The sequence below is a fragment of the Nitrosomonas sp. Nm51 genome, assembly GCF_900111165.1.
Lineage (GTDB): Bacteria > Pseudomonadota > Gammaproteobacteria > Burkholderiales > Nitrosomonadaceae > Nitrosomonas.
The window spans coordinates 71,676-95,413 of record NZ_FOGH01000007.1; the positions used below are offsets into that span (position 1 = coordinate 71,676).

The following is a 23,738-nucleotide window of genomic DNA, read 5'->3' on the forward strand; positions in this document are numbered from 1 at the left end:
CGTCGTCGGCATAGCTTGTGCTATGACTCATCCTCCCGCCTTGCATTGCATCCCGCCAGACGCGCCCAATTGTCACACTTATTTATTCGCGGCTCCTAGGCAGCTGTAGCGTTAATGGCGTACAAGCGTGGTTGCTGTATAAGGCAAGCCAATGTACCAACGTACAGTATGTGGCTCAGAGGGTGCCGGATAAGATGACAGCCCCCGATACTATTATTGGTTCGAGTAGGTGGATAGAATGGTCTCGTTGTTGTTGCTGCGATTGCCGTGCTAAAAAAACGGGTTTTTTTTGAGCGCGATGTTGATTAATGTCTTTAAATGTGCGGTGTGATACATCATGAAAGAGAGGCGTAACTATTACAGATCGCTTTATGCGCAGCCTGACGCACCGCTTACGGTTATTCAGGTGAATTATCATATGTTGATGCTGAAACTCAGGGTGCGCCAGGATCATGATTATGTTGAACTGCAGGCGGATTTTTTAAAAACGGCCATGGCGGTGCTGAACGATCCTTTGAAACGCGCGGTTTATGACCGTCAGCTGCAAAGACGCTATCCTATGAAAATGTTAAGTCTCGGATCCTTTGCGTCCGGTATCGTCGACAGTATGACGGACAGCGCCATGACCCAAACAAACCGGCGCAATTATTACCGTGTTCTCCAGATACAGCCGGATGCGCCTGCGGAAATTATTACCGGCAGCTATCAGGCGCTGCTGCACTATCCTTACCAGAACGTCGACTTGCTGAAGGAAGCGCACGCGGTCCTTGCAAATCCTGCAGCGCGTTTGCGTTATGATGCGTATCTGGCCGGCAAATGGCGGTATTCCGAAAAAACACTGATGCCGGTCAATAAAATGAAACATGGCGGCCATCCGGATGGTATCGGTCATTCGGTGCCGTCAGCAGCAGACGACTCGAAAAAGGCATTATCTTTTTGCATGTTTTGCCATACGGCATATGCAAAACAAACCGGCCCGTACCAGCAGCACGCATGCCTGGAATGCGGCAGCCCATTGCCGGTAACCGCCGAGGCGTCATTTGAACAAAAACACCGCACAAACATACGTATCAATATGCACGGAAAATTTGAATATTATCTGTTCTGGCCCGATATGCCCAGCAAAGGCATAATCCAGGATTTATCGCCACGCGGTACGCGGTTTTTTGCTGAAACGCCGCTCAATTTACATGACGTTATCAAAATTGATGCGCCGAATTTTCGAGCGGTTGCAGAAGTGATCCACCAGCGCAGGATACAACCCTTCGTATCTGTTGGCGCATGCTTCCTTACCGTTAAATTTGAACAGGAGCGCGGCAGTTTTCTGGCCGTAGATATCTGACCCGGTAAATGGCGCGTTTGCCGAATAAATCACGTTCAATCCCTGCGCTTTCTTCGCGCTTTACGCAAAACCCTGTAAAATTCGGCTATTCGAATTATTATTGACTGCTATTGACAGCCGCTGAAAGCTTTTTCATGAGTAAACATACTTTCCAGGAAATTATTTTTACCCTGCAACAATACTGGTCCGGACAGGGCTGCGCCATTTTGCAACCCTGCGATATGGAGGTTGGCGCGGGCACCAGCCATACCGCGACATTTTTGCGCGCCCTCGGCCCCGAACCGTGGAAAGCAGCGTATGTGCAGCCTTCCCGCCGACCCAAGGACGGCCGGTACGGTGATAATCCCAATCGGCTGCAACATTATTACCAGTTTCAGGTGGTGTATAAACCCGCGCCCGGGAATATTTTGGATTTGTATTTCGGTTCTCTGCGGGAACTTGGACTCGATTTGCGGCAAAACGATGTGCGGCTGGTCGAAGACGACTGGGAAAACCCGACGCTCGGCGCATGGGGCCTGGGCTGGGAGGCGTGGTTAAATGGAATGGAAGTGACCCAGTTTACCTATTTCCAGCAGGTTGGAGGAATCAATTGCAAGCCGACCACCGGCGAAATCACCTATGGCCTGGAGCGTCTTGCCATGTATCTTCAGGGTGTGGAAAATGTGTTCGATCTTGTCTGGACGGAAGGTCTGAAATACTATGATGTTTACCATCAAAATGAAGTGGAACAGTCTGTATATAATTTCGAGCAAAGCGATCCGGAATTTTTGTTTCAAGCGTTCACCAGCCATGAAACCCAGGCGCAACGCCTGATTGAAGGCAAGCTGGCGTTGCCGGGCTACGAGCAAGTGCTGAAAGCCGCGCATATTTTCAATCTGCTGGATGCCCGTGGTTCAATTTCAGTGACTGAGCGCGCTGCCTATATCGGTCGCATTCGCGCTTTGTCGCGCAGTGTCGCGCAGGCCTATTATGCCAGCCGTGAACAGCTCGATCCGCCATTTCCGCTGGCGCCGCGCGCGTGGGTGGCGCAAATGCCCAAATCAAACTATCCGCATAGTCAGTAAACAGCATGAACAGCACGATGACGCAAAACTTACTGATTGAATTGCTGGTAGAAGAATTGCCTCCCAAATCACTTGAAGATCTGGCAATCAATTTTGCTGATTTGATTGCGGCAAGCTTGCGGGATCATGGTCTGATTTCGGAATACTCCAATAATGGAGGCGTAAAAATCTATGCCACCCCCAGGCGTCTGGCTGTCTGGATTGCTAATGTTGCGTCACAGGCGGCAGATAAATCCGTTTCACAGAAACTTATGCCGGTTAAAGTCGGGCTCGATGAAAATAACCAGCCTACGCCGCCGTTACTGAAAAAACTGGCCGGTTTGGGTGCAGATGCGTCAGCCGTTGCGCAGCTCAAGCGTATTTATGAAGGCAAAACGGAAACACTGTTTTTGGATACTGTTGCCACCGGTACGAAGTTGACCGATGGCCTGCAAATTGCGCTTGGCGAAGCTATAAGCCGATTACCGATACCTAAGATAATGACTTATCAGCTTGCAAACGGCTGGGAAAGTGTCAATTTTGTACGTCCGGCGCATACGCTGGTTGCGCTGCATGGCGACGAAATCATACCGGTGCGGATACTGGGTCTGGATTCGGGACGCGAGACGCTGGGGCATCGCTTTGAAGCGAATCGTTTAACCATTCAGTTGCAAAGCGCTGACAGCTATGCACAGCAACTGCTGGAAGAAGGCGCCGTTATCGCCGGTTTTGATGACCGTCGCGCCGAAATCAGTCGTCAGTTGAGCGCTGCGGCTGACCGGGCGGGACTGACATTAATTCAGGACGATGCATTGCTCAATGAAGTTGCAGCACTGGTTGAGCTGCCCAATGTGCTGATCGGGCAGTTTGACCCGGAATTTCTTGATGTACCGCAGGAATGCCTGATCTTGACAATGAAAGCCAATCAGAAATATTTTCCCCTGATGGATGCCAAAGGAAAACTGGCGAATAAGTTTTTACTGGTTTCGAATATACGGCCTGCCGATCCGACGCTTGTCGTAACCGGCAATGAGCGCGTCGTGCGCTCGCGTCTTGCCGATGCCAAGTTTTTCTACGATCAGGACCGCAAGAAAACGCTGGAATCCAGACTGCCCGGGCTTGATCATGTGGTCTATCACAATAAGCTCGGCACCCAGGGGGAACGGATTCAGCGGGTGCGCGTCATCGCCCGGTCTATCGCCTTGTTGCTTGGCGGTGAAACATTGGCTGACGAAGCAGGCAAGGCAGCGTTATTGTCCAAAACGGATCTGTTGACCGAAATGGTTGGCGAGTTTCCCGAACTGCAGGGGATTATGGGATATTATTACGCGCTCAATGACGGGTACGGCGAATCCATCGCGCAAGCTGTTGCAGACCACTACAAGCCGCGTTTTTCCGGCGATACATTGCCGCGTAATACTGCCGGGATTTGTGTCGCGCTTGCAGACAAGCTTGAAACGCTAACCGGTTTGTTCAGTGTCGGACAAATTCCAACAGGTGATAAAGATCCGTTTGCATTGCGCCGGCATGCGCTGGGCACGATACGTATTCTGATTGAAAAAGAATTGCCGGTATCGCTGGACTTTCTGCTCAAGGAAGCCCGGTTGGCGTTTGATGACCAATATCCTGAGACGGCACTGTCGCCATTGCAGTTTATTTACGATCGTCTGGCAGGTCTGTTGCGCGAACAGGGGCATTCCGTACAGGCAATCGATGCCGTGTTATGTCAATCGCCGAAGGTGTTAAAAGATATTCCCAAACGGCTTGAAGCGGTGCGCGAATTCGAAAAATTACCCGAGGCTGCCAGTCTCGCGGCCGCAAACAAACGCGTACATAATATTCTGGAAAAAAGCGCGCAGACCGAAGCAGTCAACAACACGCAGATTAACACCGGTTTGCTTAAAGAGCCGGCGGAAATCGCATTGTACGATGCGTTGATGCAGGTCAAGCCGCAAGCGGACAGCGCGTTTGAATCCGGCGAATATACCCGGTCGCTGCAATCGCTTGCGGCACTCAAAGAGCCGGTTGATGCGTTTTTCGATCATGTCATGGTCAATACGGATGACGCAGGTCTGCGTACCAATCGTTTGTGTCTGCTCGAACTGATGCATCAGGCGATGAACCGGGTGGCCGATCTATCCAGGCTGGCGGGTTGATATGAAACTGGTAATTCTCGATCATAACGGTGTCATTAATCAGAGCAGCGATACCTTCATCAAGACACCTGATGAGTGGGAGCCTATTCCCGGCAGCATCGAGGCAATCGCGCGACTGACGCAGTCGGGTTACCGGATTGTCACCGCTACCAATCAATCCGGGATTGGGCGCGGACTGCTGGATATGGTCACATTTAATGCGATTAATGACAAAATGTACAAAGTGGTCGCGCAGGCGGGCGGACATATCGATTCTATTTTTTTCTGTCCGCATACCAGTGCTGACAAATGCCGTTGCCGCAAGCCGAAAACAGGTATGTTCGAAGAAATCATGCAGCGTTATGGAACCGATTTGAAAAACACACCGACGATTGGAGACGCCATGCGTGATTTGGTGGCCGCCGAGGCCGTTGGGGCGCTGCCGATTTTAGTATTGACCGGCAAAGGGAAAGTCACCCAGGAACAGGGTGCCCTGCCGCCGCGCACGCAGGTATATGACGATCTCGCTGCAGCGGTAAACGCCATTGTTGGTTACGCGTGATGCTGGCGTTTCTGCGTTCTGCCTGTTACATGCTGCTGCTTGTCATAATCACCCCGCCTTATGCGATTTTCACACTGGCATGTTTTCCGCTGCCTCCGCATGCGCGCTATCGCGTCACTTCTACCTGGACGCATATGATTCTGTTTTTGCTGCATTATATCTGCGGCTTGCGCTATCGTTTGCTGGGCGCGGAGAATATTCCAAAAACACCGAGTATCGTGTTATCCAAACATCAGTCCGCCTGGGAAACGCTGGCTTTCCAGAAAATTTTTCCACCACAGGTGTGGGTATTGAAAAAAGAATTATTAAGCATTCCGTTTTTTGGCTGGGGGCTGGCCATGACCAATCCCATCGCAATCGACCGCAGTGCCGGCAGAAGCGCGCTTGATCAGGTTGTCGAACAGGGGCAGGATCGATTGAAAAACGGTTTCTGGGTGGTAATCTTTCCGGAGGGCACCCGGATACCGCCCGGTAAAAAAGGCAGTTATCGTATCGGTGGTGCATGGCTGGCCACCCATACCAATACGCAGGTAGTACCGGTGGCGCATAACGCCGGAGAATTCTGGGCCAGAAATGCGTTTGTCAAAAAACCCGGCACAATTACCGTCAGTATCGGCAAGCCGATCGATCCAGCGGGTATGGAATCCAATGAACTGAACGCGAAGGTGGAAGAATGGATTGAAACGGAAGTGGCGCGCATCAGCCAGCGGCTGCCCGCAACGGGCAATAGCGCCATGCGTACGGATCGTAACAGCGGGTAAGCATGCTGCGTCAAATTTGTCTGGCCGGCGAAATTATTGATTACCGGATAAAGCGTACCGGTCGCAAATCGGTTGGACTGAGAATCAGTCATCAGGGCTTGCATGTCAATGCGCCGTATGATCTTTCGAATATCCAAATAGACGCGATCGTTCAAGGTAAAACGGACTGGATACTAAAAAAACTGGCTATCTGGCGGGATAAAATGTCACAGGATCCTGCCGGATTATTGCCGGACAAGACTGTATTTCCTTTACTGGGCAATTTATGGAAGCCAGGAATAACTGCGGACGGCAGGTTTCGAATGATGCCCGCCGATTCCACTGAAAAGGTGCTGTCTGACCATTACTTGTCATCCGGCGTTTTCCGGGAATGGGTTATAGCCTGGTATCGGCAGCACGCTCTTGCCTGTTACGGCGAGCGCATTGCACAGTATGCGCATCAATTGAACGTGCCTATGCCGCCATTCAGACTCTCACAGGCCAGAACTCGCTGGGGCAGTTGTAACAGCGCCGGCATTATCCGTCTAAACGTGCGTCTTATACAATTGCCGCTGCATTTGGTCGATTATGTCGTCGCCCATGAGCTATGTCATTTGTTCGAAATGAATCATTCGAAGGCGTTCTGGAAGCGGGTCGCCGTCATTTATCCGGATTTTCAACAAGCGCGCAGAGAATTGCGCAAATATTAGGAGGTGTTGTCATGCGTTATAGTCTTCACGCATCAAATTTCGGCAGCTGCACTCTGTATTTTTACATTTAACAATGTGATGAAAGACTGTTAAAAAATTCAAGTTATGTGAGCATCCTGTTTTTATCGCATGGTAGATTTTTTCTCGCGCAATAGGCTTGACGGGTTTAACGGAACACGGCATCTTCATCTGCTTTGAGTCTCAAGCCAAATTTGATTAATTCAGGCATCGCCATGCCGTTGCCTACGAAAAAACCCTGAACAGCATCGCAGCGCAGTGTCCGTAGATGCCGATAGGTAGTCAGATTCTCGACTCCCTCGGCGATGATATCCAAATTGAGTTGATGGCCAATGCTGATCATTGAACTGACAATGCGCTCATGTGCAGGGCGGCTCAGCATATCCGTAACAAAGGTTTTGTCGATTTTGATTTCGTCCAGCGGCAGCAGCAAAAGCCGTTCCATAGACGAATAGCCTGTGCCAAAATCGTCCATTGCAAGCCTGAACCCGATATTTTTCAGGGCATGTAACGTTTCCAGTGAATTGGATTGATCTTCCATGATGGCCGTCTCTGTCAATTCAATCATAATCTCGCCGGGCGGTATGTTCCAGATATTTACTGCCTGTTCGATCAATTCGACCAGTTCAGCGTCATTTAAATCGCCAGCGGATAAGTTGATCGAAACACCCGTATCCAGACCCGTTTTACGATATTCCTGACACTGTCTTAACGCAGTGTTGAAAACCCACAGTGTCAGCTTGGTCATCAGTTCAGTGCCCTCGGCCGCGTGAATAAGTTTGTCCGGCGGAATAAATCCACGGCTTGGATGATTCCAGCGCAATAATGCCTCAGCTGATCTGATCTTCCCTGTATCAATCCACAGCTGTGGCTGATAAACCAACTGCAGTTCGCCGGTGTCGATTGCACGGTCGAGTTCCGACCAAATATCCATGCTGGAAAGTAATGAATCTTTTTCATTTTCGTCGTATAAACGAATGGATTCTCTGCTGCGCTTCGCATGGTGCAGTGCCGTACTGGCGTTGCTCATGAGCGTTCTTAAATCGTCCTTCTGGCTAGTATTCAGCGCTACGCCAATACGTGGCAGCAGGCTAACACGTCGATGGTTGAAACGGTGTGTCTGTGTGAAAACGCGCATGATTTTATGTGCTGCCAGGATCGCATGATTTGTGGTGAGCAGATCAGACAGCAGACAACAGATTTGATGACGCCCACTTGGACCGGCAATATCCGCAGCGTTCAATGCATCGTGTGTTTGCTGAATCAGTTTGCCGAGAATTTCATCGACTTCGGTGTATCCCAGGATGCCGTCAAGATCTGGCAGGCCTTCCAGATTAATGATTATCACTGCGCTATGCCGGTGCGCACTGTTTGCATCCAGCAATATTCTGGATGCTGTTTGCAAAAAATTCTGATAACTTTGAATCGGCATTGCTACATTGACGGTTGCGTCATAGATAATGGCTGGTGGCGTCAATACCATAAGCACCAGACGGCAAGTCCCGCTCAATGGTGTAAGGTATACCGTCCGGGCCGGGTTTCATCAGTCTTAGATCCCGGGTTTCAGGCATTTTATAGGGCTGTTTATTGGCGTCCAGTATTACCATGACAGCAGGCAGGGATCTTTTGGAGCGGCTGTGTGACAATATAACCGCGACTTCGCCCGTGTTAAGTTCCACCAGGCTGCCGACAGGGAAAAAACCGAGGCAGTGCGTAAACTGCTCAACCAGAGTGGCGTTTAATCCATAGCGGGCCAGTGCTTTAAGCTGATTAAAAACCTGTGATGCGCTGTTTGACGGTATGTTGGCTTGGGATTTTAAGAGTTCCAGATAATTGTCCACGATTGCCGCCATGCGTGCATAGGTATTTAACTGATTGGCGCTGAGTCCCCGCGGATACCCGCGTCCATCTTCACGTTCATGATGTTGCGCGACAATTTCATATACGGACGCGGGAATGTTGCTTGACTGCTTGATCATTTGTTCACCGAGCAGCACATGTTCTTTCGATAAATTCATCCCGGCAGTGTCCGGTGTGTTTTGATTGCCGGCGATCTTTTCGCGTAGCCGTAGTTTGCCAATGTCCATTAACATGCCGCCCAATCCCAGCAATGACAGTTCATTGCGCGGGAGTCCGAGATGCCTGCCAAAGGCCATCAGCAGAATGGAATGTTTTACAGCGTCATCATAGAGTGCCTCGCCGGACGACTTGAGTTGCACAAGTAACAGCATTGCATCCGGATTTCTTACAATACTGTCCCGCAATGCATATACTGTGTTTTGCGCGCCGCTCACTTCAAGATATTGATTGCGTTCAAAATCGATAGTGATTTCTTTTATGGCATCGTGCGCAATTTGCTGTACTTGGGTGGCAACCGGAAGTTCCTCTTCAACTGTAGATATATCATCGTAAATCTGGCTGCCATGAAAGGGTGTTTTTTCAACAACGGCTCTGGGTGTCTGGCGGATTTCCCGGGTTTTTTTGGTGGTTTCAGGAATTGTTGTATTATTCAATGCATTTAGGCTGGTCTCGCTTGTTTCGTTGGACAGTACATGATTGAATTTGCCCAGATGATATTTCCGGACAATATGCGATTCGCATCTGGCAATATCGACATAAACATACTTGCAGTGTTGTTCCAACTCTAATATATCTTCCATGTCGGCAATCAGAATGCCTTGAATCGAATACGGCGTCTCCAGCCAGGGACGATCGAGCTGGCTGACATACATGCCGAATTTCAGATCCTGTACTTTTATTTTGTAAGTTGAATGACTGGCTTGCATGTCAACACCAGTAAAGAAACTGTTTTATCGAAGAACGTTTTTTCATGTGAACTTTGTTTGTAGGTATGTATTGTTTGCCGGATGTTAAGTACGTATTGCCAACTGTGCTATGTATTTAATTTTTAGTTTTAGATAGTTAGTTGGCTTTTTTTATTGATTTAAATCGGTGGTCGCTGGCATTTTTCCGTCAAATCCGTTCTGAATTTTTGCTATCGGTAATATACGCTTAATCTAAACACGGCAAACCAAAGATGGATCCAGGGGCCTATAAATCTGTTTTATACACCGATTTATTTCAGAATCAGCCACCGAAAAGCGCTGTAAAGTCGTCATATTTCCCTTGCTTAATTTTCTTGGTATTCTTTTTATATGATATTGCCAGTCACAGTCCGTTGAAAAGGGATGTTTCCTTTTCAAGTCCTGCAGCATGGCCGCAGGACACCACGGATTTCCGGTGTTTGCGATTATGTTGGGGGCTGTTCCAGGTCGGTTTTCAATGCTGCGATACCGCTTGACCATGTATGACTGTTAGGCTGAAGTGAACATATAAATTCGTAACGATATTGTGCGTTTCTCCACTTCTGGTAGACTTTTTATCCGAAAAACCTCGGTTGGTGTTGTTCGATATATGCAGCATGGTTTGTATTAAAAATTGTATTGGACAAACGCGCGGAAAAACGTAATGGAACGCGACTAATGTATAGCGCGTGATTACCGCGTATTGCTGTGCTGTCGAAGCAGACAACAGTGTTGTGTGCTGCAATGCGTGGTTTGTTGTCCAAATGTTGAATATTGTGAACACCTTTCTAATTATGTTATTGTTTTTTTATGAAACGCTCGACCCAAATATTGAATTTAAATGCATTTGCATTACGTTATCGAAAACTGTAAGCACGCATTAACATGACTCCTGATACTATTCACAGGGAAGCGCTGACGCAGCTTCGCCATGAACTCGAACAGCAGATTGTCGGGCAGCAGACACTGGTGCAACGTTTGTTACTGGCGTTATTATGCGACGGTCATTTGCTGCTGGAAGGCGCGCCCGGACTGGCCAAAACACGCGCGATCAAATCGCTGGCGAGCGGTCTTGAGGCTGATTTTCACCGTATTCAGTTTACGCCTGATTTGTTGCCCGCCGATTTGACTGGCAGCGATGTTTATCATCCCGAAACCGGAAGTTTTTCTTTCAACCAGGGGCCGCTGTTTCATAATGTAATTCTTGCTGATGAAATTAACCGCGCACCCGCCAAGGTTCAATCCGCCTTGCTCGAAGCGATGGAGGAACGGCAGATTACTGTCGGCGCGGCCAGCTATCCGTTGCCGCCTTTGTTTCTGGTGATGGCCACGCAGAACCCGATTGAACAGGAGGGTACCTATCCGCTGCCGGAAGCGCAGCTCGACCGTTTTTTGCTGCATGTGCGCATCGACTATCCGGATAAAAACGCCAGCCGGAAAATTCTGCAGCTGGTGCGGCATGAAGCACGCTGTGCGTTGAATCAGGAAGTTTCACATGAACTGCGGAAAGTAACGCAGGAACAGGTGTTCGCAGCACGGCGTGAAATTATGCAGCTGCATCTGGCCGATGCAGTGGAAGCGTATATTGTGGAAATCATCGAAACAACGCGTAATCCCGGACAATACGGACAGGAGTTGTCCAGTTGGATACGCTGGGGTGCGAGTCCGCGCGGTGCGATTGCTATTGAGCGTGCGGCGCGTACCACGGCCTGGCTGGCCGAACGGGATTTTGTGACGCCCGAGGATGTGCAAAAAGTCACGCCGGATGCGCTGCGCCACAGAATCTTGCTGAATTACGAGGCGGAAGCCGAAGGCATTACCACACAACAATGTATTGATCAGATAATTGCCAGCGTACCGGCGCCATGAGCGAGGGGACTGCGCTGGAATTAAATACGCTGATCCGCTTGCGTGCAACGGCGCGGAGTCTGGAGCTCGGTGCGCGCAGGCGCGCTTTGTCCGCACAGGCGGGTGGTTACCTGTCTGTCTATCATGGCCGGGGCATGGAATTTGATGAAGTGCGCGCATACCAGGCCGGTGATGATGTGCGTACCATAGACTGGCGTGTGACAGCCCGGCGCGGGCGTGTGCATACCAAACTGTTTCGTGAAGAACGCGAGCGCCCGGTCCTGTTTCTTGTCGATCTGCATCCGGGTATGTATTTCGGCAGTCGCGTGCAATATAAATCTGTGCTTGCGGGCCGGTTAAGTGCAGTGTTGGGTTGGGCTGCGGTAAGTGCGGGTGACCGGGTCGGCGGCATAGTTCAGGCGGCGGGCCGGCACCGTGAAATCTATCCGGCCGCACACGAAGCCGGTTTGTTACCGATGCTGCAAGCGATGGTGCAATTGCAGCCCACCGGGCCGGGCGAGTTGGTGAACGGGCGTCTGGACGGCGCGCTTGCCCGGATGGCGCGTATTGCACTTCCTGGCAGTATGATTGTGATCTTCAGTGATTTCAGGGAACTTGGAAATAACGCTGAAAAATATCTGAGCGCTCTGGCGCGGCATAATGACGTGATCAGCGCATTGCTTTACGATCCACTGGAAGCGGCGCCGCCACCGGCGGGATTGTATCGCCTCGGCGTCAACCAGCAGCGCGTTACAGCCGACACCAGCCGTGCATCTGTTATCGAACAGTGGCAGGCGCAGTTTAAGTTGCATCGTGAAAAAATCCGCGGCATTTGTACGCGTCACGCCGCCCACTTTATGGAAATCGCCACGACAGACCGTATGGTACCTGCATTGCGTTCGGGTTTGGCCCGGCATAAAAAAAACCGATGATGGAAGATCCGCTCGCTGCCCTGCGCCCACTGCATGTACCGCCGCCTGTCAGCTGGTGGCCGCCTGCGCCGGGCTGGTGGATTGTTGTGTTGCTGATAGCAGTATGCATTATTTTGATTTACCGATATAGAAAACAGCGCGCCGCGCAGCGTGCGGCACTCAATGAGCTGAAATGGCTGGCCAATAACCAGAACTCGGTTGATCAGCCTGTTGCCCGGCTGAATCAATTGCTGAAGCGGTATGCATTGACCTGCTGGCCTGCAAAAAAAGTTGCGGCGCTAACCGGCCAATCATGGCTTGATTTTCTCGATACCAGCGGTGGCAAAGGACGGTTTTCCAGTGGTCCCGGCCGCCTGCTATTAGCCGGTCCGTATCGGGAAGCGGGCACCGATCTGGACGAACTGATCGATCTGGCGCGTCAGTGGATCAAAACCAACATGCCCAAAAAATGACCGATGTTTGAGTTTGCATGGCCCTGGATGTTTTTTTGTCTGCTGTTGCCCTGGTTATTCAGGCGTTTTTTGCCGCCTGCCACAACAGTCAGTCATGGCGTTTTATTTGCACCGTTTATCGACTTTGTTCCGGAAGGTCTGGCGCAAACCAGCCGCCAGTCGATACGTTCGCCGCGTGTGTGGGGTTTGCTCATATGCTGGTTGCTGCTGATCACCGCCGCAGCAAGGCCGCAATGGGTTGGTGAGGAAACCGAACTGCCTGAAACCGGACGCGATCTGATCCTGGCGATCGATGTCTCCGGGAGTATGGAGATTGCTGATATGGATGACGGCCGCGCCAACCGCTTGGATGTTGTCAAGCAGGTGGCGGGCGATTTCATCCGCCGCCGTGAAGGCGACCGTATCGGGTTGATTCTGTTTGGCAGTGAAGCATATTTGCAGACGCCGCTGACGTTTGATCACGCGACCGTGGCAAATATGTTGCAGGATACCGTGATCGGCATTGCAGGGCGTGAAACGGCGATCGGTGACGCGATCGGGATGGCGCTGAAGCATGTGGGACATTTGAAGCATTCGCGGCAAACTACCGAAGAGGCGGTGCTGGTGCTGCTTACCGATGGCGCCAGCAACGCCGGGCATGTGCAGCCGCGCAAGGCCGCCGAGCTTGCCGCACAGCAGGGGTTGCGTATCTATACCATTGGTGTTGGCGGCGAGGCGCGCGAGATGCAAAGTTTTTTCGGTATGCGCACGATAAATCCGGCATCAGACCTGGATGAGGAAACGTTGCGGACGGTTGCCGGTTTGACGGGCGGGCAATATTTCCGCGCAACTGACCGGGACACGCTGCAGGATATTTACCGCCAGCTGGATCGTCTGGAGCCTGCGCTGGACGGCAGCCGTATCGTCCGCCCTACGGCTGAACTTTTTATCTGGCCGCTGGGTCTTGGCCTGATAGTGAGTTTTCTGCTCGTGCAGTACTGGTGGCGGGCAGGATAATGAACCCTGTTGAATTTATGAGCGAATTTCATTTCTTACGTCCGTTATGGTTTCTGGCGCTAATACCAGCCATATGGCTGCTGGTATTGCTCTGGCGCAAACAATCGGCGGGTGACGCCTGGCGCGCGGTGTTCGACCAACAGCTGTTGTCTGGTTTGTGGCTGGAAAAACCCGGCCGGTCAGCGCGTTTGCCATTGCTGATGCTTACAGTGGGCTGGATGCTGGCCGTTTGCGCGCTTGCCGGCCCGGTATGGGAACGTCAGCCTGAGCCTGTCTGGCATGCACAACAATCGCGGATGGTGATTCTCGATTTGTCACCATCAATGAATGCCCGCGATCTGGCGCCCTCGCGTCTTGAGCGCGCACGTTTCAAAATCATGGATATCCTTGATCGCTCCAGGGAAGGGCGCACCGGAATGGTCGTATTCGCAGGCGAGCCGCATATCGTCACGCCGTTAACCGAAGATACCGGAACCATTCAGAATCTGGTTACGGCATTGCATACGGATATCATGCCTGTGAGCGGTGATTATGCAGCGCCTGCATTGCGGATGGCGATGGAGTTGCTGGATCTTAAAGGCATTCGCACGGGCGAATTGCTGTTGATTACCGACGGTTTTGAAGATCCGGCTGCCGCCTTGACACAGGCAAGGGAAATACGTGCGCACGGACACACGCTGTCCGTGCTGGGTATCGGCACCGAACTGGGCGGCGCGATCATGCGTGACGGCATTACCGAAGTAATTCGCTTTGATCCGGCGCCGCTTCAGGAGCTGGCGCGCGCCGGTGGCGGTGCCTTCAGCAGGTTGACGACCGATGACGGGGATTTGAACCGTCTGCTGCCGGAAGTCTCCGCCTCCGGCGGTTTTGAACAGATATCAGGCAGCGCTGGCGGTATCGAGCGCTGGGTAGAACAGGGCGTCTGGCTGTTGCCTGTGATTGTATTGCTGGCCGCTGTAGCTTTTCGGCGCGGCTGGTTGCTGGGATGCGCCGTATTTTTCATAACGCCGCCGCCTGTCCATGCTTTCGGCTGGCAGGATTTATGGTTGCGCGCCGATCAGCAAGCATACAGGTATTTGCAACAGGACGATCCGCAAACTGCCGCGCAGCAGTTTCGCAATCCGGACTGGCGCGGCATGGCGCTGTATGAGGCAGGGGACTATGAAGCTGCGGCGCAGGCGTTTGCCGAGTCGAATGATCCTGCCGCGCGCTATAACCGGGGCAATGCGTTAGCGCGTGCGGGCGAGATTGAGCAGGCGATAGAAGCCTATCGCGCAGTATTGCAGGAAAATCCCGCGCATGATGATGCCAGAGCCAATCTCGAACTGCTGGAAGACCTGTTGCAGGACCAGCAACAAGACGGTGAATCGCAGCAGCAACATGATGAAGAAAATCAGCACGGGAATGGTGAAGATGAGCAGAAAGATAATGCGGAACGCAATGAGGAGAATGGTTCGAAGGGCGATTCGGAACAAAGCGACATGATGCAGACAGAAGACGAAGCGCAAAACGGCAAAAACGGCACTAATGGTGATAATGACGATCAACGTGCTGATGACGAGCAGTACGGATCGCAATTAAGCGATGCACCGCAACCGGATCACGACGATCAGCATCCGGATGCGCAACAGGATGAACAACAGGACGCGCAGCTGAATGCGTCAACTCCTGATGATGCTTCCGACGCGCATGACATGCTGCCAAGCGAGGAGGACCTGGCGCTGGAACAGTGGTTGCGGCAGATTCCCGAAGATCCGTCCGGTCTGTTGCGCCGTAAATTCATGTTGGAACATCATCAGCGAAAACAAAGATGAGTCATAAACGCTATTGTATTTTCTCCGTCATGTTTTTGTTCTGCCTGTTGCTGACGCCTGCGCAGGTTGTTGCGGCGCTGACCGCGCAACTGGACCGCGAACGCATTACCGAAGGCGAGACCGTGCGGCTGACCATCGAAGCAGACGGTCAGACATCTGCGATGCCCGATACACGTGCGCTGGAGCAGGATTTTGAAATCGCCGGCACCATGAGCGGCAGCCGTGTTCATATTATTAACGGCGAACTGGATACCCGCACCACATGGACAATTTCGCTGATACCCCGGCGCAGCGGCAATTTGACTGTTCCGCCGTTGCGCATTAACGATGCATACACGCCTGAACTGACGCTGCAGGTGGCAGAAGCGTATGCCGATACGGAGCCCGATACAGCCGCGCCGGTTTTTCTGGAAACGGAAGTCGATAAAACCGACCCTTACGTACAGGGGATGGTGCGCTATACCCAACGGGTGTTTCTTGCCGTCAATCTGGTGCAGGGCAGTTTGAGCGAGCCGGAACATGAAAATATGCTGACGCGCAAGCTCGGTGAAGACCGTGAATATGTAACCCGACGTCATGACAGGGATTACACGGTGATCGAGCGTGAATTTGTGCTTTTTCCGCAGACCAGTGGCAGTCTGGTGATACCTGCACCGGTTCTGAATGCGCAGATACCGGAAATTTCCAGACGGCAGGACCCTTTTTTTGACCGTTTTTTTTCCAACACCCGTCCGGTCCGGTTGCGCGGTGACGCGATCACATTGAATGTGCGCCCGCGTCCTGGCCAGGGCCAGTCGTCTTACTGGCTGCCGGCCGAATCCGTCGAGCTGTATGAAACCTGGCAGCCTGAAGATGCCACAATCGATCTCGGTGAACCGGTTACGCGCAGCATTACCATTAAAGCGCTGGGTGTCCCCGGAGAACAATTGCCCGAGCTGAAACTTCCGGACCCGGCTGGTTTTAAACTTTATCCCGACCGCGGGCAAGCGAGCACGCACAATCTGCCGCATACGGTGCAGGGCGAAAAAACACTGCGTCTGGCGTACATGCCCATACAACCCGGCAAGCATACGTTGCCCGAATTTACCTTGCAGTGGTGGAATACCACCACCGACAGTGCGCAAACGGTCACGCTGCCGGCGCGCACCATTGAAGTATTGCCGGCTGGACCACAGCAGCAGTCTGCTGCAGGTTTGCCGGATACCGGCAATACGGCCGATCATTCAAAACGGCAAACCATAGATCAGACAACCGGCAGCCAATTGTTTACGGCTGACCGCTCGAGCCGTGTCGCCAGCGGCGCCGGTTGGTTCTGGGCGGCGTTGTTGTTTGCAGCGCTATGGTTGATCACACTCGGCCTGTTCTGGCGAATGCGCCGTATGCAGCGTATGCCGCTTCAACCGGATGGCGCGGAAAAACCGCCTTTTGAAGAATCCGAAAATGCGAGACAGTCCAGAAAACGGTTTCTCGCCGCCTGCCAGGACAACAATCCGCAGCAGGCGCGTCATTACCTGCTCAAATGGGCCGCATGCCACTGGCCCGACTCTCCTCTCAGAGGACTTGACGAGCTTGCATCGCGTCTGAACGATCCGGCCATCGATGCAGTGTTAACGCAACTGGACCGGGTTTTGTATCAGGATAATCAGGAAAACTGGGACGGGCGGGAACTGGCGAAGCTGGTTTCGGAATTGTCAAAAACTGGTCATGCGTCAGAGAATAATAGTAGCAGCAGTGCTTTGCCTGGGCTGTATTCCTGAAAAAGACTGATGTGGATCTAACACGGTTTGTTAAAATGAAGGTTAAATTGACCAAACGCTATAAAACTTAAGGAGATATGATGAGGTTTGCCATAATAGATGTCATTGTTGACGTAATAGTTTGCGTCATTTCGGATGTCTAATTCTAGTTAGCAGTCAAATGAACATTCTTACCTTCATCCAAAGCGAATATGTCTCTCTGATCGCGGGCGGCCTGGGCGGTGTCACCACAGCTTGGATCACTCAGAAAGTCCTGAACAAGCGTGGCGTTTTCACCTATTTCGTGAACCACAACCGAATGGGCCTTACGGTTGAGGATCCGACTTTCGGAAAACTTACAGCGCTCTGGAACGGCACAGAAATTCCCAATCTGTACTTGTCAAATATTGATCTGATCAACGAGAGCTTGATCGACTATGAAAACGTTGTTGTAAAGGCCTATACAAGCGACACGAAGCTGTTGTCGGAGCAGACGCAGATTGTTGATAGCCCTTATTCACTTGAATGGACTGACAAGTATCGGCAGCAGCTGTACGTAGCAGACGGCGCACAGCCAGCGGAAAATCAGTGGGCCCTATACAACGGCCAGCGCGAGTATCTAGTCCCTGTCATGAACCGAGGGTAGACGGTACGAATCTCATTTTTAAACTCTGCTCATGGAGCTGATGCGCCATCCATCTGGCTTTCGATTCTCAGAAAAGGTGTGAAGCTAAAATTTCAAGTTCCTCGGCCGCTCGTCGCTGGTGTGCCAAGGCACAAAGCTGCTATAGCTGGAGTTCTCGTTGGGTTAGTGCTTCTGACAGCTCTGATGATTGGATTCCCAAATCCATGGTTGGTTGGCCTTGTTGGGTTTTCGTATGGCCTTGTGGCACAGATTCCAGGTGCTTACGCCATCAAATCATGGCGGAAAATCTACGGTGCGATTGGAGAGTGAGTTGACTGTCTTTGGGTGTTGATAAAAGCCAGCAAGAAAAGATCGTTGATGAGTTTAATGATGGCACTTCCGAACTTAAGTTCATCATCGTGACCGCAAAACTGCTTACAGGTTTTGATGCGCCTATTTTGCAAACTATGTATTTGGACAAATCCATAAAAGATCACACCTTGCTGCAAGCGATTTGCCGTGCGGTTTCCAGGATGGCAGAACACAACCGGAGGCGAGCGCGAGGTGCAGAAATCTCTGCGCAAAACATTATTGAAATACAAACTGCATACGGATCAGGCGCTGTTTGATCAGGCATATGCTTATATTCGGGAATATTATTGATGCCTACTGGTTAAAACAAATAACACGGACAGGTTAACTATTAAGCATGCCATGGACCAATGATCATCTTGCTTGGCTTCGCAACACTGGTCAAGTAATCGCTATATCAACGGGTGAGAATGTTCCTGTTTATGAGTTTGCTTATGATGTCGCCAGTGAAGAGGTTATGTCTCACTGGGCAAGGCATTTCAGAAATCATTATTGCGCTGATGCTGAAATAGAAATACTCAAGCCTGAAGGGATGACAAAAACAGATTATTTGCTAAATCTAAAGTTCCCGCATAAAACTAAAAGCCCAGGACCAAGTATCCGTGCAGGAGATTTTGCTGAAATATTGGTAGCTGATTATTTAACGTTTCTTCACGATTACTATGTTCCAAGAACTCGCTACGACCGGAAAATAATTGGCAACGAGTCGTCCAAGGGGTCAGATGTTTTGGGCTTTAAGCAGAATAACCCAAACCCTTCTAGTCAAGACGAATTAATAATTTATGAGGTTAAGGCTCGTCTTTCTGAGAACAATACTAGTAATACTTTGCAAACCGCAATTGATGACAGTTCAAAGGATGAAGCTAGACTTGCAGAATCATTAAACGGAGCAAAGCAAAGGCTATACGATCAGAAAGATTTTACTGGAATGGGTATTATTTCAAGATTCCAACAAAATGTTGACCACCCATATAAAACAAAATTTGGAGCGGCAGCGGTTCTAACTGATAGCTCATGTTGCTTGGAAACTTTAGCTGAAGCTTCTAGCCAGGAACATTCATGTAGAGCACAGTTAGAAATGATTGTGATAAGAGGCCCAGTACTGATGTCTTTAGTACACAGCCTATACCAGAGGGCTGCAAATGAAGCTTGAAGCGTCCTCAAAGAAAGTGCTGGCAATTGCAAAATCGAAGGCAAAGATGTATGAATTTGCTATTGATGAAGCATCTCATATAGCGCTACCTGTCGACCCGCGCAAGCTATTGATTACGACTATTGGCATATTGGGCGACCTGTCTGCTATCGAAGCTCGTGAAGAACAACAGGTTGAAGAAGCTGATGAACATGAAGAGTTAAAGTCTGAGCTTATATCCGTTGGGCAATACTTTGATGCTTTGATTCAGTCTCATCTGGCTGATGAGATGACTATTTATTTAAAGGCTATAGGTTCGGCGGCCTACTATCTAGCGAATATGCCTGGCAGTTCCATCGTTCTAGCCAAAAGCTTACCCTATAATACAGACCTACTCACTGACACTAATCTTGAGGGAATTTTGATATGGATATTAAAGTCTGACTTCGATGAAGATTGGTATCGCGTAGAAAAAACCTATTTAACTCAAGCTATAGATGATGTCGGCTATGCCACTCGAAGGTTCTTTAGCTTAAGCGATAATGCTGGGAACTTTAAGCAGGCAATACAGGCTTTAAGGCATGAAGTTTACGAAAAAGGTTCTGATAGAGAGCTTTTATTTGTTGATATTATTTCTTCTATCTTGCTAAGAAAAATCGAAAACTCCTCAATAAATTGTTTGCCGAAATATACACAAATCACCTTAGAGCAATGGGTGAATGTAATTACTAAGCCGAATTTTGTCCAAGAGTTTTGGCCTGCACAGAGATTGTTGGGTGAGCAAGGGGTTTTATCTGGTTTATCCGCCGTTGTGCAAATGCCCACGAGCGCGGGAAAGACAAAATCGACAGAATTAATAATTCGAAGCTCGTTTTTGTCAGGGCGTTCTGACGTTGCCGTAATTGTAGCGCCATTTAGAGCCTTATGCAGGGAGATTACCGCTACATTTGAGCAAGCGTTCGGAGGTGAAGATGTAAATATCAATGAATTGCAAGATGTTCTGGATATTTCTGATAGTGACGACGATCTCATCATGTTTTTAACCGGACAAGCCGCTCAGGATGGAATAACGACCAAGTCTATAGTCGTTACCACACCCGAGAAACTTGTTTATCTTCTGAGGCATGAACCTGCTTTAGCTGACTCAATTGGCTTGCTTATTTTTGATGAAGGGCATCAGTTTGACACTGGAAGGAGAGGTGTCACCTATGAGCTATTAATGGCCTACCTCAAGTCCCGTGCAGGTGATGATGTTCAGAAGGTTTTGATCTCCGCTGTAATGGCTAACGCAAATTCTATTGGTGAATGGCTTAATGGAGAGGCTGGTATTGAGATTCAAGGAGCCGGGTGTTTACCAACAGTAAGAAGTACAGCCTTCGCAAGCTGGCAAACTGCAATGGGGCAACTCCAATATATTGATCAAGACCGTGAGGCAGATAGAGATTTTTTCGTTCCTAGGGTGATTGAGCAAATAAACCTCGGAACGAGAGGTCGAGAGAGGAACGCTCGGCTGTTTCCCGCCAAAAACGATAACCCCAGCGTCGCAGCTTATTTAGGGGTCAAATTATGCCATCAAGGGCCTGTTGCTATCTTCTGCGGTGTAAAGAGTACTGTTACGTCAATATGCGAGCTTTTAGTTGATTACTACGATAGAGGGCTTACTTTACCACCACCGAGCACTTCTAGTGATCAAAGCGAATTGGACAAAATTGCGTACCTTTCCAGTTTGCATTTTGGGGATGAGTTTATCTTCACACGCTCGATTTCACTTGGAATATTGCCGCATAGTTCCAACATTCCCAATGGTATCCGTGTTTCTGTAGAGTGGGCAATGGAATCCAATAAGTCAGTGTTGGTAGTGTGTACTTCCACTCTTGCCCAGGGCGTGAATCTTCCAATTAGGTACTTAGTTGTTTCAAGCACATTTCAAGCCGGACAAGAAATCACCACACGTGACTTCCACAATCTAATTGGTCGTGCAGGCAGGGCTGGATACCATACCGAAGGGAGTGTCATTTTTGCAGATACAGATGTTTTTGATAAGCGCAATAATTTTCGTGAAAGTTGGCGATGGCAAAGAGCGATGCACTTGCTCGATTTTACTAATGCGGAGGACTGCGCTAGTAGCCTACTGGACTTGATCTCGCCTTTTGATTTTGGAGAACTTAATGTTGATGTTATCCAGTTCATCACAGACCCAAGCGGCTATAGACAAAGCTGTATAGACGCAGGGAATCAAAACGCTATTGATATCAGTTCGCTACTGGATCAGATGGATTATAAAGAAGCTTTAATCGAAGCAATAGAAAGCTATTTTTTGTCCTATTTGAAAGACAATCCAGGTGTGCCTCAAACGTTCTTTGATGAGTTGGCCCAAGGAACATTGGCTTACTTTTTGTCAGACGACGATCAGAAACAACAGCTACGGGCGGCATTTTCACTTATCGCGAGTAGAGTTCTTTCTGTGCCCGAAGAAAAAAGACCATTCTTTGGAAAATCGTTGCTGGGGTTGAAAAACCTATTCTTTATCGAAAATTGGCTTGATGAAAATTGGGACGAAATAGCACACGCTCAAAGCTCGGATGAACTTCTTGTGATTTGCTGGCCATTGCTATCTCAGCTCAACAACAACAAGATGTTTCTCAAAATAAAGCCTGAAAACGTTATATTAAAGTTCGCAAAATTATGGATTTCAGGAAGTAGCTACGCTGATCTGCTTGGTCACTTGGATCAATCAGGTGCTTATTATCAAGCAGGGTCGCAGCAAAGAACTATTAAAACGGACCATGTAGTAGACTTGGCTGACGGTGCGCTTTCTTTTGATTCCATGTTATATGTCGGAGCGATAGCTGATGTGGCCGAGGGTAAAGGATTGGGCGATGATGTATTGGAGCTTCTTAGGAGTTTGCAAACACGCCTAAAAATTGGGCTGTCAAATAACCTTGAAATGTGGCTCTACTCTCGCGGCTACGTGGATAGAGAGGTCTGTAAAAAGCTTGCTCTTGCCCTTCATGGCGAGGGTGTTGATTTTGATGCTTTCGACTTTGGTATCTTAGACATGCATAAGCAGTTGGTGAGTTCGTGTTTAGCCGATTTTCCGACTTATTTTAGTAGAAACAGACAAGACCAGGAAGAAGGTGCAGGCTAAACGCTCATTCATTAGCTGTATTAGCCCAGATTATTTTTATCGCGTCCGTCGGGGTTAGACACTGGTGTTTTCACGCCATTTATATTTCGAACATGGTAGTTCTGATAGTTACCATGTTCAATTTCTTTAACAAACTTAGTACGCGTCATATCGTTTCCGTTGTAATTGTGTAAGCGTCCGGCACGACCATCTATAATTTTTCTTGTTTTAATGCTTCGATAAATTCCGGCGTTAACGGTAACAACTCATCAATACGGCTATTAGGCCAGGTTGGAAGTTTTGTGAGGATATCTTTGAGCCACGCGGCCGGGTCAAGACCGTTGAGTTGTGCGGTGCCGAGCAGGGTTTGAATGGCGGCAGCACGTTGACCGGCACGCTCAGATCCGACAAAGAGCCAGATGATATGACCTATATACTAGTTGCGGCAAGATCGCACTATTTCTGTGGAGGTTACATCATGACTACTGCATTATTTCATAACGCTTATATTGGGCTAGATGTGTTGACACCGGTCGAAAATTGACCAGGTAATTCACGTATCCTGCCTAAATTTTAAGCAGGAGAAATTAAGAGGTGATTACCATGGTTATGTATGCAAAGATACGTCGGATGTTTTACCGTGAACATTTGTCGATTAATGAGATTCAACGGCGCACAAGTCTGTCGCGGAACACAATAAAAAAGTGGTTGAAAGCGCCAAGTGACAGCACGGTGAAATATCACAGAGCGAAGAAGCCCGGCAAGCTGACACCGTTTGAATCTCGATTGTTATTGGCGCTGGAAGCGGATGCTCGCCGCCCCAGGAAAGACCGGCGCACTGCCAGGATGCTGTTCCAGGAAATCAGAAAGGATGGCTATGTTGGCGGTTATACAATTGTTTGTGACTTTGTTCGCAACTGGCGCAATCAAGGCGGGCAGGGTAAAACGGCGTATGTACCGCTGAAGTTTACGTTGGGTGAAGCCTTTCAGTTTGACTGGAGTGAAGAATGGCTGGTGATCGGTGGCACCCACCGTAAAGTGTTGGCTGCACATACCAAACTATGTGCCAGTCGTGCCTTCATGTTGTCGGGCTATCCGTCACAAAGTCACGAAATGCTGTTCGATGCGCATACCCGTGCATTTACAGCTTTTGGCGGCGTGCCGCAACGCGGCATTTACGACAACATGAAGACGGCTGTGGACAAGGTGTCCAAAGGTAACGGGCGTGTGGTAAATACGCGCTTCTTCGCGATGACGGCACATTACCTGTTCGATCCTGATTTCTGCAATGTAGCTTCCGGCTGGGAGAAAGGTGTCGTCGAGAAGAATGTCCAGGATATGCGCCGCCGC

20 protein-coding genes and 1 pseudogene are annotated in these 23,738 nt (G+C 49.8%); 17 read left to right on the forward strand and 4 right to left on the reverse strand.

The window, feature by feature from the left end; genetic code table 11:
- The first annotated feature begins 337 nt into the window (after positions 1–337).
- The 6 genes from BMY60_RS04460 to BMY60_RS04485 all read left to right on the forward strand — a co-directional run bounded on the left by BMY60_RS04460 (position 338) and on the right by BMY60_RS04485 (position 6,532).
- A complete protein-coding gene (locus BMY60_RS04460; protein ID WP_090331576.1) occupies positions 338–1,342 on the forward strand; it encodes a hypothetical protein in 1,005 nt (334 codons plus the stop codon).
- 134 nt (positions 1,343–1,476) lie between these two features.
- Positions 1,477–2,406 (forward strand): glycine--tRNA ligase subunit alpha, encoded by a 930-nt coding sequence (glyQ, locus tag BMY60_RS04465; RefSeq protein ID WP_090331578.1) that lies wholly within the window; start codon positions 1,477–1,479, stop codon positions 2,404–2,406.
- Between the two features lie 5 nt (positions 2,407–2,411).
- Positions 2,412–4,541, forward strand: a complete 2,130-nt coding sequence (gene glyS / locus BMY60_RS04470; RefSeq protein ID WP_256250684.1) for a glycine--tRNA ligase subunit beta — start codon at positions 2,412–2,414, stop codon at positions 4,539–4,541.
- A gap of 1 nt (position 4,542) precedes the next feature.
- Positions 4,543–5,082 (forward strand): D-glycero-beta-D-manno-heptose 1,7-bisphosphate 7-phosphatase, encoded by a 540-nt coding sequence (gmhB, locus tag BMY60_RS04475; RefSeq protein WP_090331582.1) that lies wholly within the window; start codon positions 4,543–4,545, stop codon positions 5,080–5,082.
- 2 nt (positions 5,083–5,084) lie between these two features.
- Positions 5,085–5,843: a lysophospholipid acyltransferase family protein gene (locus BMY60_RS04480; protein WP_090331627.1), complete on the forward strand. Its 759-nt coding sequence runs from the start codon at positions 5,085–5,087 to the stop codon at positions 5,841–5,843.
- Positions 5,844–5,845: 2 nt separating this feature from the next.
- The gene (locus BMY60_RS04485; protein ID WP_090331584.1) at positions 5,846–6,532 is read left to right on the forward strand and encodes a M48 family metallopeptidase; all 687 of its coding nucleotides are present in this window, start codon (positions 5,846–5,848) and stop codon (positions 6,530–6,532) included.
- A 166-nt stretch (positions 6,533–6,698) separates the two neighbouring features.
- On the opposite strand, the gene BMY60_RS04490 is transcribed toward BMY60_RS04485, so the two are convergent.
- Both BMY60_RS04490 and BMY60_RS04495 read right to left on the reverse strand, forming a co-directional pair.
- Positions 6,699–8,060, reverse strand: coding sequence for a bifunctional diguanylate cyclase/phosphodiesterase (locus BMY60_RS04490; RefSeq protein WP_177166579.1), 1,362 nt, complete (start codon positions 8,058–8,060; stop codon positions 6,699–6,701).
- Positions 8,002–9,336, reverse strand: a complete 1,335-nt coding sequence (locus tag BMY60_RS04495; protein WP_090331588.1) for a cyclic di-GMP phosphodiesterase — start codon at positions 9,334–9,336, stop codon at positions 8,002–8,004. Before BMY60_RS04495 ends, BMY60_RS04490 begins: the two co-directional genes overlap by 59 nt.
- 903 nt (positions 9,337–10,239) lie before the next feature.
- On the opposite strand from BMY60_RS04495, the gene BMY60_RS04505 reads away from it, so the two are divergent.
- The 10 genes from BMY60_RS04505 to BMY60_RS04555 all read left to right on the forward strand — a co-directional run bounded on the left by BMY60_RS04505 (position 10,240) and on the right by BMY60_RS04555 (position 22,409).
- Complete coding sequence (locus BMY60_RS04505) at positions 10,240–11,223, forward strand: AAA family ATPase (protein WP_090331593.1); 984 nt, start codon at positions 10,240–10,242, stop codon at positions 11,221–11,223.
- Positions 11,220–12,134 (forward strand): DUF58 domain-containing protein, encoded by a 915-nt coding sequence (locus BMY60_RS04510; protein ID WP_090331595.1) that lies wholly within the window; start codon positions 11,220–11,222, stop codon positions 12,132–12,134. The genes BMY60_RS04505 and BMY60_RS04510 overlap by 4 nt, the downstream gene beginning before the upstream one ends.
- Complete coding sequence (locus BMY60_RS04515; RefSeq protein ID WP_090331596.1) at positions 12,131–12,586, forward strand: DUF4381 domain-containing protein; 456 nt, start codon at positions 12,131–12,133, stop codon at positions 12,584–12,586. The genes BMY60_RS04510 and BMY60_RS04515 overlap by 4 nt, the downstream gene beginning before the upstream one ends.
- 3 nt (positions 12,587–12,589) lie before the next feature.
- A complete protein-coding gene (locus BMY60_RS04520; RefSeq protein WP_090331597.1) occupies positions 12,590–13,582 on the forward strand; it encodes a vWA domain-containing protein in 993 nt (330 codons plus the stop codon).
- Positions 13,583–13,599: 17 nt separating this feature from the next.
- Entirely contained in the window at positions 13,600–15,396 is a 1,797-nt protein-coding gene (locus BMY60_RS04525) for a VWA domain-containing protein (protein WP_177166580.1), read from the forward strand.
- Positions 15,393–17,153: a BatD family protein gene (locus tag BMY60_RS04530; protein WP_090331601.1), complete on the forward strand. Its 1,761-nt coding sequence runs from the start codon at positions 15,393–15,395 to the stop codon at positions 17,151–17,153. Before BMY60_RS04525 ends, BMY60_RS04530 begins: the two co-directional genes overlap by 4 nt.
- A gap of 160 nt (positions 17,154–17,313) precedes the next feature.
- Entirely contained in the window at positions 17,314–17,778 is a 465-nt protein-coding gene (locus tag BMY60_RS04535) for a hypothetical protein (protein WP_090331603.1), read from the forward strand.
- A gap of 320 nt (positions 17,779–18,098) precedes the next feature.
- Positions 18,099–18,386, forward strand: a complete 288-nt coding sequence (locus BMY60_RS04545; RefSeq protein WP_090331607.1) for a type I restriction enzyme subunit R domain-containing protein — start codon at positions 18,099–18,101, stop codon at positions 18,384–18,386.
- A gap of 80 nt (positions 18,387–18,466) precedes the next feature.
- On the forward strand, positions 18,467–19,282 hold the full coding sequence (locus BMY60_RS04550) for a Hachiman antiphage defense system protein HamA (RefSeq protein ID WP_090331609.1): 816 nt from the start codon (positions 18,467–18,469) through the stop codon (positions 19,280–19,282).
- Positions 19,272–22,409 (forward strand): DEAD/DEAH box helicase, encoded by a 3,138-nt coding sequence (locus BMY60_RS04555; RefSeq protein ID WP_090331611.1) that lies wholly within the window; start codon positions 19,272–19,274, stop codon positions 22,407–22,409. The genes BMY60_RS04550 and BMY60_RS04555 overlap by 11 nt, the downstream gene beginning before the upstream one ends.
- 20 nt (positions 22,410–22,429) lie before the next feature.
- On the opposite strand, the gene BMY60_RS16165 is transcribed toward BMY60_RS04555, so the two are convergent.
- Entirely contained in the window at positions 22,430–22,558 is a 129-nt protein-coding gene (locus BMY60_RS16165; protein WP_256250685.1) for a hypothetical protein, read from the reverse strand.
- 41 nt (positions 22,559–22,599) lie between these two features.
- Positions 22,600–22,821: pseudogene (locus BMY60_RS04565) on the reverse strand (transposase domain-containing protein); the annotation flags it as partial.
- A gap of 170 nt (positions 22,822–22,991) precedes the next feature.
- On the opposite strand from BMY60_RS04565, the gene istA reads away from it, so the two are divergent.
- Positions 22,992–23,738, forward strand: a 747-nt coding sequence (gene istA / locus BMY60_RS04575) for an IS21 family transposase (RefSeq protein ID WP_143057353.1), incomplete at its 3' end; no start/stop codon positions are given.